Source organism: Bradyrhizobium sp. CB1015, from assembly GCF_025200925.1.
In the GTDB taxonomy this organism is placed as follows: Bacteria; Pseudomonadota; Alphaproteobacteria; order Rhizobiales; family Xanthobacteraceae; genus Bradyrhizobium.
On the sequence record NZ_CP104174.1, the window covers coordinates 3,367,830 to 3,381,783 of the forward strand.

13 protein-coding genes and 1 pseudogene are annotated in these 13,954 nt (G+C 65.8%); 8 read left to right on the top strand and 6 right to left on the bottom strand.

What is annotated here, in order from left to right:
• Positions 1-132: 132 nt before the first annotated feature.
• From N2604_RS15415 to N2604_RS15425, 3 genes are read left to right on the top strand one after another with little or no spacing between them, the layout of a single operon-like run.
• Positions 133-879, top strand: coding sequence for a 2OG-Fe(II) oxygenase (locus N2604_RS15415; protein WP_260375475.1), 747 nt, complete (start codon positions 133-135; stop codon positions 877-879).
• Between the two features lie 9 nt (positions 880-888).
• Positions 889-1,542: a DNA oxidative demethylase AlkB gene (gene alkB / locus N2604_RS15420; RefSeq protein WP_260375476.1), complete on the top strand. Its 654-nt coding sequence runs from the start codon at positions 889-891 to the stop codon at positions 1,540-1,542.
• Between the two features lie 53 nt (positions 1,543-1,595).
• Entirely contained in the window at positions 1,596-2,837 is a 1,242-nt protein-coding gene (locus N2604_RS15425) for an MFS transporter (protein ID WP_260375477.1), read from the top strand.
• On the opposite strand, the gene N2604_RS15430 is transcribed toward N2604_RS15425, so the two are convergent.
• The 6 genes and pseudogenes from N2604_RS15430 to N2604_RS39415 form a co-directional block, all read right to left on the bottom strand.
• Positions 2,815-4,443 (bottom strand): thiamine pyrophosphate-dependent enzyme, encoded by a 1,629-nt coding sequence (locus N2604_RS15430; protein WP_260375478.1) that lies wholly within the window; start codon positions 4,441-4,443, stop codon positions 2,815-2,817. The genes N2604_RS15425 and N2604_RS15430 overlap by 23 nt on opposite strands.
• Positions 4,444-4,467: 24 nt before the next feature.
• Positions 4,468-5,337: a fumarylacetoacetate hydrolase family protein gene (locus N2604_RS15435; protein WP_260375479.1), complete on the bottom strand. Its 870-nt coding sequence runs from the start codon at positions 5,335-5,337 to the stop codon at positions 4,468-4,470.
• A complete protein-coding gene (gene hpaD / locus N2604_RS15440; RefSeq protein ID WP_260375480.1) occupies positions 5,337-6,320 on the bottom strand; it encodes a 3,4-dihydroxyphenylacetate 2,3-dioxygenase in 984 nt (327 codons plus the stop codon). Before hpaD ends, N2604_RS15435 begins: the two co-directional genes overlap by 1 nt.
• A 102-nt stretch (positions 6,321-6,422) precedes the next feature.
• Entirely contained in the window at positions 6,423-7,961 is a 1,539-nt protein-coding gene (hpaE, locus tag N2604_RS15445) for a 5-carboxymethyl-2-hydroxymuconate semialdehyde dehydrogenase (RefSeq protein ID WP_260375481.1), read from the bottom strand.
• Positions 7,954-8,352: a 5-carboxymethyl-2-hydroxymuconate Delta-isomerase gene (locus N2604_RS15450; RefSeq protein WP_260375482.1), complete on the bottom strand. Its 399-nt coding sequence runs from the start codon at positions 8,350-8,352 to the stop codon at positions 7,954-7,956. The genes hpaE and N2604_RS15450 overlap by 8 nt, the downstream gene beginning before the upstream one ends.
• 54 nt (positions 8,353-8,406) lie before the next feature.
• A pseudogene (locus tag N2604_RS39415) lies at positions 8,407-8,490 on the bottom strand (2-oxo-hepta-3-ene-1,7-dioic acid hydratase); the annotation flags it as partial.
• Positions 8,491-8,600: 110 nt separating this feature from the next.
• On the opposite strand from N2604_RS39415, the gene hpaR reads away from it, so the two are divergent.
• The 5 genes from hpaR (at position 8,601) to N2604_RS15475 (ending at position 13,683) form a co-directional block, all read left to right on the top strand.
• On the top strand, positions 8,601-9,119 hold the full coding sequence (hpaR, locus tag N2604_RS15455; protein WP_260375483.1) for a homoprotocatechuate degradation operon regulator HpaR: 519 nt from the start codon (positions 8,601-8,603) through the stop codon (positions 9,117-9,119).
• A 115-nt stretch (positions 9,120-9,234) separates the two neighbouring features.
• A complete protein-coding gene (locus N2604_RS15460; protein WP_260375484.1) occupies positions 9,235-10,011 on the top strand; it encodes an HpcH/HpaI aldolase/citrate lyase family protein in 777 nt (258 codons plus the stop codon).
• Positions 10,012-10,114: 103 nt separating this feature from the next.
• Positions 10,115-11,638 carry a UxaA family hydrolase gene (locus N2604_RS15465; RefSeq protein WP_260375485.1) on the top strand — a complete coding sequence of 508 codons (1,524 nt, stop codon included), beginning with the start codon at positions 10,115-10,117 and terminating at the stop codon, positions 11,636-11,638.
• Positions 11,639-11,882: 244 nt separating this feature from the next.
• Positions 11,883-12,401 carry a PAS domain-containing protein gene (locus tag N2604_RS15470; RefSeq protein WP_260375486.1) on the top strand — a complete coding sequence of 173 codons (519 nt, stop codon included), beginning with the start codon at positions 11,883-11,885 and terminating at the stop codon, positions 12,399-12,401.
• Positions 12,379-13,683 (top strand): methyl-accepting chemotaxis protein, encoded by a 1,305-nt coding sequence (locus N2604_RS15475; RefSeq protein ID WP_260375487.1) that lies wholly within the window; start codon positions 12,379-12,381, stop codon positions 13,681-13,683. Before N2604_RS15470 ends, N2604_RS15475 begins: the two co-directional genes overlap by 23 nt.
• Positions 13,684-13,954 lie beyond the last annotated feature (271 nt).

A 13,954-nucleotide genomic window follows, 5' to 3' on the forward strand; every position in this document is an offset into this window, starting at 1 on the left:
CTCGCGCTTTGCCACACCCACATCCGTCATTCCGGGGCGCGACGTAGTCGCGAGCTATGGTGCGCAATTGCGCACCATAGCTCGCGCCAGGTGGCGCGCCCCGGAATGACTGATGTGAATGGGATGATCGCTATGGCCATTGCCAAACGTGTTGCCGTACCAGACTCCGTACCCGACCTCGCCGCGCACGTCGACGCCCTCGACTGGCCGCAGATCACCGCCGAGCTCGACTCCCAGGGCTGCGCCGTCCTGAAGAACCTGCCGACGCCGGACCAATGCCGCGCCATCGCCGCGCTCTACCCGGACGACGCCCACTTCCGCAGCCGCATCGTCATGGGCCGCCACGGCTTTGGTCGCGGCGAGTACAAGTACTTCGCCTATCCACTGCCCGATCTGATCGCGCAGCTCCGCCCGGCGCTCTACGCGCATCTTCAAGCCGTCGCCAATCGCTGGAACGAGGCGATGGGAATCGACATCCGCTATCCGACCGCACACGCGGCGTTCCTGAAGCGCTGCCACGAGGCCGGCCAGACACGGCCGACGCCGCTGCTGCTGCAATATGAGGCCGGCGACTACAATTGCCTGCACCAAGACCTCTATGGCGAGCACGTGTTCCCGCTCCAGGTTGCGATCCTGCTCTCCGAGCCCGGACGCGATTTCACTGGCGGCGAGTTCGTGCTGACCGAGCAGCGCCCGCGCATGCAGTCCCGTGCCGAGGTGGTGCCGCTGGCGCAGGGCGATGCGGTCGCCTTCGCTGTGCATCACCGCCCGGTGCAGGGGACACGCGGCACCTACCGCGTTAATCTCCGCCATGGCGTCAGCCGGATCAGGTCCGGCCAGCGCCACACGCTGGGTGTGATCTTCCACGATGCCAAATGAGCGCTGCGATTGACGGGTGATTTGTTCGACAGCGTCGCCGAGGCGCAGCCGTCCCGCGAGGAGATCGCCGACGGCGCCGTGCTGCTGCGCGGCTTCATCAAGCCGATCGAGAGCGGGCTGATCGACGCGGTGCGCGCCATCGTGGCGCAATCGCCGTTCCGGCGGATGATGACGCCGGGCGGCTACCAGATGTCGGTGGCGATGACCAATTGCGGCGAGCGCGGCTGGATCACCGATCACACCGGCTATCGCTACGACCCCATCGATCCGCGCACCGGTGCGCCATGGCCGGCGATGCCGCCGGTGTTCTGCGATCTGGCCCGCCGCGCGGCCGAGCAGGGCGGCTTCGACGGCTTTGCCCCCGATGCCTGCCTCGTCAACCGCTACGAGCCGGGCACGCGGCTGTCGCTGCATCAGGACAAGGACGAGCTGGACTATTCGGCGCCGATCGTCTCGGTCTCGCTCGGCTTGCCCGCGACCTTCCTGTTTGGCGGTCTTGCGCGCAGCGACAAGCCGCGCCGCTTCCGCCTCGTCCATGGCGACGTTGTGGTCTGGGGTGGGGCCAGCAGGCTCGCCTATCACGGCGTCGCGCCGCTCGCCGACGGCGAGCATCCGCTGCTCGGCCGCAAGCGGATCAATCTGACCTTCCGCAGGACGCGCTGACGCGTTTCCTCGCAGCCCCCGCTCGTCTAAGCTTCGGGCGGGGAGGCGGCGACATGACGACCACGCAGAACTCGGCCGGCACGGGCACGGCGAACCGCACGGGGCTTTATCTCGCAGGCCTGCAATTGGTGTTCACGCTGGGCTGGACGACCTACGTCATCTACCTGCCAAAGCTCGCCGCCGAAGTCGGCATCGCGCCGTCCGCCGTGATCCTCATCCTGATGCTGGATCAGGCGATCTTCACCATTGCCGACACTGCGATGGGAATCGCCGCCGACAAGCTCGCGCCCCATGTCGGCAGGCTCGGCCTGTTCGTCGCCCTCGTGACCGCGATCTCCTGCGGCGCCTTCGTCGCGCTGCCCTTCGTTGCCGGAGCCGGCGCGGCGGCGCAGGGCTGGTTCATCGCGCTGATCGTGATCTGGTCGATCACGTCCTCCGCGCTGCGGGCGCCGCCGCTGACCTTGCTCGGCAAATACCGCGCCAGGCCGCAGGTGCCGTTCCTCGCCGCGCTCGCCATGCTCGGCTACGGCGTCGCCGGCGCTCTCTCGCCCTATCTCGGCGTGGTGCTGCGCGAGCACGATGCGCGGTTGCCGTTCGTGATCTCCAGCGTGGTGCTGCTGCTGACCGCGCTCGGGCTGTCGCGGATCGAGCATGACGTCGCGCGCGAGACCGCACCGCCCACACCGGACGAAGCAGCAAAACCGCTCGGCCTCGTCCCAGTCGCCTTCATTATCGCGATGATCGCGCTCGCACTCGGCTACCAGCTGCACTTTGCCATGAACAGCGCGCCGTTCTATCTGCGCTTTGCAGCTCCCGGCGACCTGCAATGGCTGATGCCGGTGTTCTGGATCGGCTTCAACATCGCGATGTTTCCGGCAAGCCTCGTCGTCAAGCATCGCGGCGGCCTCGTCGTGATGGGCGCCGCCGGCCTGTTCGGTGCGGTGGCGATTGCGGCGGCCGAATTCGCCGGCAATCTCGAGACGCTGATCGCCGCGCAATTTATCGCCGGAGCCGCGTGGGGCTGCATGCTGATGAGCGCGGTCTCGGCAGCGCTCGCGATCGGTTCGACCGGCGCGGAAGGCAAGGTCACGGGCCTCGTCTTCTCGGCACTCGCCCTCGGCACCTTCGCGCGGATGGCGGCGGTTGCCGGCGGCCTGCAGAAGATACCGGAATACGCGCCGCTCCTGCACTGGGCGCCGGTCGCCTGCTGGTCGGTCGCAGGCGCCGGTCTGCTGGTGATTGCAGCAGCGCGACTGCAGGGAGCGTCCGGCCTCAAGGCTTCGGCGGGTGAATGAAGGCCCAGGGGCTGACTTCGGAATCCCTGGGCACCTCGACGGAAATCAGCACCGGCCCGCCGTGGCCGAGCGCCTTCTCCATCGCCGCCTTGAACTGCTCCGGCGCGGTGACGCGCGCCGCGGCCACGCCAAAGGACTCCGCGAGCTTGACGAAATCCGGATTGACGAGATCGGAGGCCACCACGCGGCCGTCGAACCGTTCGCGCTGGTCGCGGCGGACATTGCCATAGGCGTTGTTGTTGAACACCAGCGTCACCACGCCGATGTTGAACTGCACGGCGGTGGCAAGCTCCTGCACGCCGAACATGAAGCCGCCGTCCCCGGTGATGGCCACCACCGGCTTGTCGGGATTGGCGACCTTGGCGCCAAGCGCAGTCGGGAAGCCCGAGCCGAGCGTGCCCTGGTATCCCGAGGTGATGAAGGTGCGCGGCTGGTAGATCGGAAAGCCGTACCAGGAGGCGAAGCCGACCTGCGACAATTCATCGGTGACGATCGCGTTCGCCGGCAGCACCTCGCGCAGGATCTTGAGATAGGCCATCTGCGGCTGGATGCGCTGGATCTCGGCTTGCGCGGCCGCGGTGGCTTCGCGAATGTCTTCGCGCCGGCCGCGGCTCTTGGCGTAGCCGACCTTCTTCACGGCCGCGACGAGATCGGCCGCGCCGGCCTTGGCATCGGCGACAATCGCAACATCGGCGGCGAGCCGGCGCATCTCGGCCGGATCGATGTCGATGCGAATGGATTTCAGGCCGCTCGGTTGATAGGGCCAGCGGAAGCCGGAGGCCGGCAGCTCGGCGCGGGTGCCGATGGCGATCATCAAATCGGTCGTCGGCCACAGTTTGTAGGCCGCCGCCATGGTGAGTCCGAGCTCGTGCGCGTTGGAGACGATGCCGCGGCCGCTGCGGAAGGCGACCACGGGCGCATCGATCATCTCGGCGAGCTCGAGGATCTCCTCACCCGCTTCGATCGCGCCGCTGCCGACGAAGATCATCGGCGCCTTGCTGTTCCTGACGAGCGCGGCCGCCTGCTTGATCATATCAGGGTCGGGCTGCGGCGCCGGCATCGGCTCCAGCACCTGCGCAGGCACTGTTGCCGCGCGCTGGGTGAAGATGTCCCAGGGCATCTCGACCGAGGCGGGGCCGCGCCGTCCCGACATCATCTCCTGGAACGCGCGCGCGACGACTGTCGGCGCATTGCCGGGATGTTCGATGCGCTCGGCCCATTTCACATAGGTGCGCAAGGTCGCAAGCTGGTCGGGCATTTCGTGCAGGTGGCCGCGGCCCTTGCCCAGAAATTGCGTCGGCACCTGGCCGGTGACGCACAGCACCGGCTCGTTGCAGCCGAAGGCGGTCAGCAGCGCCGCGCTGGCATTGAGCACGCCCGGGCCGGGCACCACGCTGAACACGCCGGGCCGGCCGCTGGAGCGTGCATAGCCGAATGCCATGTAGCCGCAGGCCTGCTCGTGCCGCGCGCCGATCACCTTGAGCTGCGCCTGGTGGAAGGCGTCGAACAGGCCGTACACTTGCGCGCCGGGCAGGCCGAACACGGTGTCGACGCCGTGGGCGACAAGGCCGCTTACGATCGCTTCACCGCCGGTGAGGGTGGTCATTTGGCTATTCCACTTCGCTTGTTGTCAGGCTTCGTCGATCACGCCGTTGCGCAAGCGACCGATCCCCTCGGCCTCGACCTCGACGACGTCGCCGGGCTTCAAATATCGCGGCGGATCGAACCGCGCGCCTGCGCCGGTCGGCGTGCCCGTGACGATGATATCGCCGGGGACCAGGGTTGCGAAGGTCGAGATATAGTTCAGGAGATAGCGGAACGGAAATATCAGCCGGCTGGTGCGATCGTCCTGCCTGAGTTCGCCGTTGACATGCGTGGTGAGCCTGATGTCCGCGATCTGCGCTTCCCGCGTGTAGGGCACCAGCCACGGACCGAGGCTGCCGCTGGAATCGAAGTTCTTGCCTTGCGTCACGTTGAACTTGGCGTGACGCAGCCAGTCGCGCACCGAGCCCTCGTTGCAGAGCGTGAGCGCGGCGATGTGGTCGAGCGCGGTGCTTTCGGGTATATGCCGGCCTTGCTTGCCGATCACCAGCACGATCTCGCCTTCGTAATCGAGCTGCGCCGATGCGCGCGGGCGCACCAGCGGCGTGTCGTGGCCGACGAAGGAGCGGGGCGAGCGCATGAACATGCTCGGATATTTCGGCGCCTCCTGTCCATCCCTGTACTCGGCGTTACGATCGGGATAGTTGACGCCGATGCATATGATCTTTTCCGGCGCGGGGATCGGCGGCAACCAGGTGATCTCAGTGAACGCGTGATCCGGCGCGCGGCCGGCCGCCTCTTCGGCAAAGCTGATGAGCTTGCCCGCAGCGATCACCTCGCGCAGCGTGGGATAGTCTCTCGCATGACGCGCGGAGAGATCGACGATGCCGCCCTCCAGGACGGCGCCATAGCTGATGTCACCCTTGACGGAATAGGTGGCGAGACGAGGCAGCTTCATCAGTCCGCCACCAGCACATCGGCCACGAATTTCGGCTCGCGCACGGCTTGCCCCGTGAACGGCGAGCCCTGTTCGAACCAGGAACGCGGAGCAGGGGCGCCCCACAGCGTCTGGCGGCGCGGATCGCGCAGCGACCAGCGCAGCGGCTCGTGATCGTGATCCCCCGTGAAGTAATCGCTGGTGTAGAGTTCGAGGCGGTGTCCGTCGGGATCGCGCACATAGAGGAAGAACGCGTTCGAGATGCCATGGCGCCCCGGGCCGCGTTCGATGTTCTTCACGAAGCCCTGCGAAGCCATGACGTCGCAGAGATGGATGATGTTCATCGCGGTCGGCGTCCAGTAAGCGAAGTGGTGCAGCCGCGGGCCCTTGCCGTTGGTGATCGCGAAATCGTGGACGTTGCCCTTGCGATGCATCCAGGCCGCGGCGATGCGCCCGTTCGGCCCGTCCTCTTCGGCGTATTCGGTGAGGCGGAAGCCGAGCCGGGCGTAGAATTCCATCGTGTCCTGCACTTCGGCCGCGAAGACGTTAAAATGGTCGAGCCGCTGTGGGTGGCAGCCCCGATAGAGGTCGTAGCGGCGCAAGAGATGCGGCCGCCGCTCCATGGCCGCGTAGAGCTCGATCTGAAAGCCGAAGGGGTCGGTGAATTGCAGCGTGCGGCCCTGGAACGGCTGATCGACGAAGGCGTAGGAAAGGCCGTTCTCGGACAGGAACGCGGCGGCCTTGTCGAGGTCCTTGTCGTTGCCGACCTTGAAGCCGAGCCGGGCGCAAGCCGGCACCGCGGCCTTGCGTAGCACCAGCGAGTGATGCTGGTGCTCCTCGGCCGCGCGCAGGTAGACGGCGTTGTCGTCGAAATCCTCGACATGGAGGCCGACAATGGTCTCGTAGAACTCCCGGCTCAGCTTCAAATCGGTGACGTCGAGCACGACGTGGCTGGAGCGGATGATGTTGAACGGCGGCTCGAAGATGTGTTGCGGTACCGGCATTGGCGTTTCCCCTCGGTCTCCTGTCATTCCGGGGCGGCTCGAAGAGCCGAGCCCGGAATCTCGAGGTCCCGGATTCGCTTCGCGCTCCGGAACGACGAAGCTTTAAATTCCCAGCTTCTGAATCTTGTGCGTGCCCCGCGCCAGCGAGACGTGCTTGGTTTCCATGTAGAAGTCGAACGAGTAATCGCCGCCGTCGCGGCCGATGCCGCTAGCCTTCATGCCGCCGAACGGCGTCGGCAGATGGCGGACGTTCTCCGAGTTCAGCCAGATCATGCCGGCCTCCAGCGCGTCGGCAACGCGCAAAGCGCGGCCGACGTCGTTGGTCCAGACGTAGCCGGTGAGGCCATAGCGGATGTCGTTGGCGATCTCGATTGCGTCCGCCTCGTCTCGGAAGGGCAGCACGGTCAGGAACGGCCCGAACACCTCCTCCTGCGCCACGCGCATCTTGCCGTGCGCCCCGGTGACCAGCGTCGGCTCGACATAATGCCCGCCGCCCGGCCCGTCATAAGGCTTGCCGCCGACCGCAATGGTCGCGCCGTCCTGGCGCGCGACGTCGAAATAGGAGCACACCTTTGCCAGATGCCGCTCGTGGATCAGCGGCCCGATCTCGGTTGAGGGATCGAGGGGATGGCCGACCTTCAGCGCCTTCACGCGCGCGGTCAGCTTCTCCACGAATTCTTTCGCGATGCTCTGCTGGATCAGCAGTCGGCTCGATGAGGTGCAGCGCTCGCCGTTGAGCGAGTAGATCATGAACACGACGGCATCGAGCGCGCGGTCGAGATCGGCGTCGTCGAACACGATCACCGGGTTCTTGCCGCCGAGCTCGAAATGCACGCGCTTCAGCGTGGGCGCACCCTGCTTCATGATGGCCGATCCGGTCGCGCTCTCGCCGACGAAGCCGATCGCCTTGATGGCGGGATGCTCGGTCAGCGCCTTGCCCGCTTCCTCGCCGAAGCCGTGCACGGTGTTGAGCACGCCGTCGGGCACGCCGGCTTCCTTGACGAGCTTGGCCAGAATGGAGGCCGTCACCGGCGACCATTCGGCCGGCTTGTGCACGACCGTGCAGCCGGCCGCCAGGGCAGGGGCGATCTTCCAGGTCGAGAGCATGAACGGCGTGTTCCACGGCGTGATCACGCCGACGGGGCCGATCGGCACGCGCGTGGAGACGTTCCAATGCTCGTCGCTCGGCGTATTGAGGCCGTCGCGGGCCTCGCTGCATTTGTCGGCGAAGAAGCGGAAATTCTCGGCGGCGCGGATGGCGGCCTTGGCCATGAAGCGATAGGCTTGGCCGGTGTCGATGCATTCGAGCACCGCGATGTCGTCGGCATTGTCCTCGATCGCGTCGGCCACCCGATGCAGCAGCTTACGTCGCATCGCCGGCCCCATGTCGCGCCAGGACTTGAACGCGAGCGCAGCCGCAGTCGCCGCCGCGTCGATATCCTCGGCATTGCCCCGCGCGACGCTGGCGAGCACGGCACCATCGACCGGCGACCTGGTCTCGAAGATGTCGCCCGAGATCGAGGCGACGGTCTTGCCGTCGATCATGTGGCCGATACCGTCCGCGCGCAGAGTCTTCAGCAGCGGCGCGAGGCGGTCGCGGTTGGCCTGGAACAGATCGGCTTTCGGCGCGGGCTTATCCATGAACGGCCTCCGCTTTCAGGGCGTCGTGAATGTTGTTGCGCTTCCAGCTGGTGTCCTTGTCGTTGATCTGCATGTCGAACGACAGAGCGAACTTGCTGGCGGCGAAGACGGGATCGAGATGTCTTGAGAGCGCCTGGAAGACGTGCTCGCCGGCTTTCTGACGGGTGGGAAGGTCGCGGCCCTCGCCGATGCGCAGCACCATGTCGAGAAAACTGTAGTCCTGCCGCGCATCCGCAATCGCATAGTGCTCGCAGCGGATGGCACGAACGCGGATGCCGCCGAGCGGGAAGATGCCGGTCTCGCTCGCCGCCTTGCGCACGACCTCGCACACCGCGGCGATGTCGAGGCGGCCGTCGAGATTGGCCGAATATTCGATGGTGAAATGCGGCATCGCGGCTTCACTCCCTGTCGTCTTTCGTTTACGCGAAGTAGCAGCTCACCGACAGAGCTGCCGGATCTGCGTGCGGGTCCTCTCCGCCTGGTGCAGACGCCTCGCGCAAGCCTGGATATCGTCGTTGGAAAGCGCCATTGGCGATCTTACAAATCGTGGTGCCGTGAGATGCTTAACATGTTAAGTGAATGCGTCAAACACAAATTCGGTTTGCTGCACTGCAAACGTTCTGCGGCTTGAAAGGCGTCATGACGAAGAAATCCGCCGATCCCGCCAACGGTCACCCGCCTGCCGCACGCCAGGTGCCGATGCGCGATTTCTCGCGCTCGCTGCCGATGTCGCTGCTGCGGGCCCGGGAAGCGGTGATGCGGCAGTTTCGTCCCTCGCTGCGCGAGCACGGCCTGACCGAGCAGCAATGGCGCATTCTGCGGGCGCTGGCGGCGATCGAGGCGGTCGAGGTCACGGAACTCGCGCGCACCGCGTTCCTGCTCGGGCCGAGCCTGTCGCGCATCCTGCGCGATCTCGAGGCCCGCAACCTGATCGAGCGCAAGACCGCGAAAGCCGACCAGCGCCGCAGCATGGTCTCGATCTCGAAGGAGGGGCTGAAGCTGATGGCGTCGGTCGCGCCGACGTCGGAGGCGATCTATGCCGAGATCACGCGGCGCTTTGGCGCGCGCAAGCTCGCCGAATTGCAGGAGATGCTCGGCGAGCTCGAACGGAGCCTTGCGGGGCTCGGAAGCACGGATGATACCCTCGCGGAGGGATGAACCCTGATATGCGTGCGTGCGCGGCGAGAGCCATGGACATTCACGCTTTTTTTCGCTCAAAGTGCGGCCCAACCGATCCGCGGCGAAGTGAGAGCAACAGGGAAGGAAAGGCAACGTGGCCAATAGAGTCAAAGAGATCTGGAAGTCGGGCAAGGCGGTCGTCAACGCGTGGCTTGCCATACCCTCCGGCTTCTCGGCCGAGATGATCGCGCAATGCGGCTTCGACAGCGTCACGGTCGACATGCAGCACGGCGTGCAGGACTATCTCTCGATGGTGCAGTGCTTCCAGGCCATGGACAAGCATCCGATCACCCCGATGGTCCGCGTGCCCTGGAACGAGCCCGGCATCATCGGCAAGGTGCTCGACGGCGGCGCCTATGGCGTGATCTGCCCGATGGTCAATACGCCGCAGGAAGCCCGGAACCTGGTCTCCTATTCGAAATATCCGCCCAAGGGCGTGCGCTCAAACGGCCCGATCCGCGCCGGCATGTACGGCACCGCGGGCTCCTATCAGAAGACGGCCAACGACGAGATCGTGCTGCTGCCGATGATGGAGACGCGGACCGCGGTCGAGAACATGGAAGCGATCCTCGACGTCGAAGGCATCGACGGCGTCTATATCGGCCCGTCCGATCTCGGCTTCTCCTACGGTCTCGAGCCCAAGCTCGACCGCAGCGAGCCCGAGATCCTTGCGATCTACGAGAAGATCATCAAGGAGTGCGGCAAGCGCGGCCTCAACCCGGGCATCCATTGCAGCGGCGCCGAAGGCGCAGCGCGCGCCATCAACATGGGCTTCAAGCTGGTGACGCTATCGAACGAGGTCGGCCTGATGACGACCTACGCCAAGATGCAGGTGAACGCGACCCGCAAGGATTCGGGCGGCAAGGCGTAAAATCCCGCGAATGGCGAATGGGGAGTAGCGAATAGGGCTACTCCCTTTTTCCATTCGCTACTCGCTATTCGCTATTCGCTATTCGCCTCCAAAGGAGACTCCCATGACCATCAGCCCCGTCATCCGCCTGCATCCCGATGATGGCGTGGTGATCGCGCGCGCGAGCCTGCCGCCGGGGACGGTGGTCGCCGACGGCGTGACCACGGTCGACCGCATCCCCTCCGGCCACAAGGTCGCGATCAAGCCGATCGCCGAAGGCGAGCCGATCAGGCGCTACGGTCAGATCATCGGCTTTGCCATGCAAGCCATCGCGCCGGGCCAGCACGTGCACACGCAGAACTGCGGCATGGGTGATTTCTCCAAGGACTATGCCTATTGCATCGACGTCAAGCCGACGCCAAATTTCGACCTGCCGGCGACCTTCGAAGGCATCCGCCGTCCGGACGGCCGCGTCGCCACGCGCAATTACATCGGCATCCTCACCTCGGTGAATTGCAGCGCGCATGTCGCCAGCCTCGTCGCCGACGTCTTCAAGAAGAATCCCTTCACCGGCGACAATCCGCTCGCCGACTTCCCCAACGTCGACGGTGTGGTCGCGCTGACCCACAAGACCGGCTGCGGCATGACGCAGAACGAGCCGCTGGCGCTGCTCCGCCGCACGCTCGGCGGCTATGCGCGGCACGTCAACTTCTCCCACGTCATCGTGCTCGGCCTCGGCTGCGAGGTGAACCAAATCGGTGGCCTGATGGAAGAGCAGAAGCTCGCCGGACGCCTGCGCGCGATGGATATCCAGGAGGTCGGGGGCACCCGCAAGACGGTCGAAGCCGGCATCGCCTTCGTGCGCGAGGCGCTGACTGACGCCAACAAGGTCAAGCGCGAGACGGTGCCGGCGAGCGAGCTGACCGTGGCGCTGCAATGTGGCGGCTCCGACGGCTATTCCGGCGTATCCGCCAATCCCGCGCTTGGGGCGGCCAGCGATCTCATCGTGCGCCACGGCGGCACCGTGATCCTGTCGGAGACGCCGGAGACCTACGGCGCCGAGCATCTCTTGACGCGCCGCGCGGTCAGCCGCGAGGTCGGCGAGAAGCTGGTCGATCTCATGCGCTGGTGGGACGAATACACGACGCGCGAAGGTGCCGAGATGAACGCCAATCCGAGCCCCGGCAACAAGGCCGGCGGCCTCACCACCATTCTGGAGAAGTCGCTCGGTGCGATGGCGAAGGCCGGGACCACCAACCTCGTCGAGGTGCTGCGCTACGCCGAGCCCGTCACCAAGAAGGGGTTCGTGTTCATGGACACGCCCGGCTACGATCCGGTCGCCGCGACCGGCCAGGTCGCCGGCGGCGCCAACCTCGTCTGCTTCACCACGGGCCGCGGCAGCGTGTTCGGCTGCAAGCCGGCGCCGTCGATCAAGCTCGCCACCAACACGCCCATGTACAAGCGCATGGAAGAGGACATGGACGTCAATTGCGGCACCATCCTCGAAGGCGAGGAGAGCGTCGAACAATGCGGCCAGCGCATCTTCGAACTCATCCTCAAGACTGCCTCGGGTCAGCCGACCAAGAGCGAGAGCTTTGATTTCGGTGGCGCCGAGTTCGCGCCCTGGGTGCTGGGCGCGACCATGTAGTCGCGCTCTGCGAGCGCCGCCTCGCAGCGCAATCAAGGGGCGCAGGAAGCCGATGATCGCGACCGAACCGGACCGCGTGTAGCGATCCGACATGCAACGGCCGTTCGCTAAGTAGTGATACGGAGGCGGGCGCGGCTCGCAAAGGTTCCCCGGCTTACACCTGGTTAACATTGTTGCCGTAGAGACGGGAGTGATGCGGCACCACAGCGTCGTGGGGCCGGCCGTGACTTGAGGAATCGAACCGATGCAAGCAATACGTCCCACGGGGGTGGAAAATCTCCTTGGTGAGGAAGAGCTGATCGTATCGAAGACCGATCTCAAGGGCCGCATCACCTACGCCAACGACGTCTTCATCCGCATGGCGAAGTACTCGTGGAAGGAGCTGATGGGCGCGCCCCACAGCGTGATCCGCCATCCCGACATGCCGCGCGCCGTCTTCAAGCTGCTCTGGGACACGCTGCAGTCCAAGCAGGAGATCTTCGCCTACGTCGTCAACCTGGCGAAGGACGGCAGCCATTACTGGGTGTTCGCCCACGTCACGCCGACATTCGATGAGCGCGGCAACATCGTCGGCTATCACTCCAACCGTCGCAAGCCGGATCCCGCGCAGATCGAGCGCATCAAGCCGATCTACAAGACGCTGTGCGCCGAAGAGGCGCGGCATGCCAACGCCAAGGAGGGCATGCAGGCGAGCTTCGAGGCGATGGTCGGGCTGCTCAAGCAACAGGGTGTCGGTTACGATGAATTTGTGCTCTCTCTCTAAGGCGCAGGGAGCGACCGCGCTCGCGTGTGGTCTTGCCGTCGTTGCGTTCGTTCTCTCGCTTCTCGGTATGACCGGAATCACGAGTGCCGCTCTGCTTGGCACGACGATCGCGCTCTCCGGCTATGCCGTCTGGTGCCAGCACCGCACAGCGGTTGCCGTCGACGAGGTGGCCGATGTGTGCCGCAAGGCGGCGCACGGTGATCTCGAGGCGCGGATCCTGAGTGAGCGGCAGGCCGGGCGGATCGGCGCGATCCAGAAGTCGGTCAACGACATGCTCGACATCACCGACGCCTATGTCCGCGAAGCCTCGGCGTCGATGGAGTATGCCAGCCGCGGCAAATATTTCCGCAAGATCCTCGCGCGGGGCTTGCCCGGCTCGTTCCGCCGCTCGGCGACCGTCGTCAATGCCGGCACCGACAGCCTCGGCCGCCGGGTCGTCGAGATCGCGGACCTCGCCAGGCAGTTCGGCACGCATCTCGACCAGGTTGCCGGCACGCTCATGGGCGCCGCGACCGATCTCGAATCCGATGCCGGCCAGATGGCGGCGGCGGCGGAGAAGACCAGCCTGCAGACCTCCGGCGTGCTCAGTGCGTCCGACCAGGCCTCGCGCAATGTTGCCACCGTTGCCAGCGCCGCCGAGCAGCTCGCATCGTCGATCGCCGAGATCAACCGCCAGGTGGCCGGCTCGACCGCGAGCACGGGGCGGGCGGTGAACGAAGCCAATCGCGCCGGCAGCGAGATCCGGAGCCTTGCGGACGCCGCGATGCAGATCGGCGACGTCGTCAAGCTGATCAGCGAGATCGCCTCGCAGACCAACCTGCTCGCGCTCAACGCCACCATCGAGGCGGCCCGCGCGGGCGAAGCCGGCCGCGGCTTCGCGGTGGTTGCCTCCGAGGTCAAGAGCCTCGCCAACCAGACTGCGAAGGCAACCGAGGAGATCAGCGCCAAGGTCGGCGAGATGCAGCAATCGACCACCAATTCGGTCGCGGCCGTCGAGGCGATCGCGCAGACCATCGCCGAGATCAACGGCATCACCGCCTCGATTGCGGCCTCGATCGAGCAGCAGGGGGCGGCGACGCGCGAGATCGCCCGCAACGTTCACGAAGCCTCCGCCGGCACCTCGCAGGTCTCCTCCAACGTGACGGGCATCAGCGAAGCCGCCGCCGACACCGGCCGCGTCGCCGGCCGCGTCAACAGCGCCTCCGAACGCGTCCACGGCGAAGTCGAGACGCTCCGCCGCGAAGTGACCCAGTTCCTGCAGCGGTTGACGTCGGCGGCGTAAGACTTTCGGCCCGAGCCCGCGCTCCTTTCCCTCTCCCCTTGTGGGAGAGGGTGCCTCGCCGCGAAGCGGCGAGACGGGTGAGGGGTCTCTGTCCTCACGAACGGTTTTGCGAGCGGAGACATAGCCCTCATCCGGCGCTTCGCGCCACCTTCTCCCACAAGGGGAGAAGGAAGAAGCGCCTGCCCCGCACCTTACCTAGGCACGCTGTGCCCGTTGTTAGTGCTTGATCGCATTGACCTCAGGTGTTCTGCTCAAAAAAGCTGCTGGAGCA

What these genes read in the sequence shown, in the direction of transcription:
- hpaD (WP_260375480.1), bottom strand. Translation starts at nt 6,320, where the DNA reads ATGCCGGTACCGCAACACATCTTCGAGCCGCCGTTCAACATCATCCGC.
- N2604_RS15465 (WP_260375485.1), top strand. Translation starts at nt 10,115, where the DNA reads ATGACCATCAGCCCCGTCATCCGCCTGCATCCCGATGATGGCGTGGTG.
- N2604_RS15475 (WP_260375487.1), top strand. Translation starts at nt 12,379, where the DNA reads ATGAATTTGTGCTCTCTCTCTAAGGCGCAGGGAGCGACCGCGCTCGCG.
- N2604_RS15415 (WP_260375475.1), top strand. Translation starts at nt 133, where the DNA reads ATGGCCATTGCCAAACGTGTTGCCGTACCAGACTCCGTACCCGACCTC.
- N2604_RS15450 (WP_260375482.1), bottom strand. Translation starts at nt 8,352, where the DNA reads ATGCCGCATTTCACCATCGAATATTCGGCCAATCTCGACGGCCGCCTC.
- N2604_RS15430 (WP_260375478.1), bottom strand. Translation starts at nt 4,443, where the DNA reads ATGACCACCCTCACCGGCGGTGAAGCGATCGTAAGCGGCCTTGTCGCC.
- N2604_RS15470 (WP_260375486.1), top strand. Translation starts at nt 11,883, where the DNA reads ATGCAAGCAATACGTCCCACGGGGGTGGAAAATCTCCTTGGTGAGGAA.
- N2604_RS15435 (WP_260375479.1), bottom strand. Translation starts at nt 5,337, where the DNA reads ATGAAGCTGCCTCGTCTCGCCACCTATTCCGTCAAGGGTGACATCAGC.
- hpaE (WP_260375481.1), bottom strand. Translation starts at nt 7,961, where the DNA reads ATGGATAAGCCCGCGCCGAAAGCCGATCTGTTCCAGGCCAACCGCGAC.
- hpaR (WP_260375483.1), top strand. Translation starts at nt 8,601, where the DNA reads ATGACGAAGAAATCCGCCGATCCCGCCAACGGTCACCCGCCTGCCGCA.
- N2604_RS15425 (WP_260375477.1), top strand. Translation starts at nt 1,596, where the DNA reads ATGACGACCACGCAGAACTCGGCCGGCACGGGCACGGCGAACCGCACG.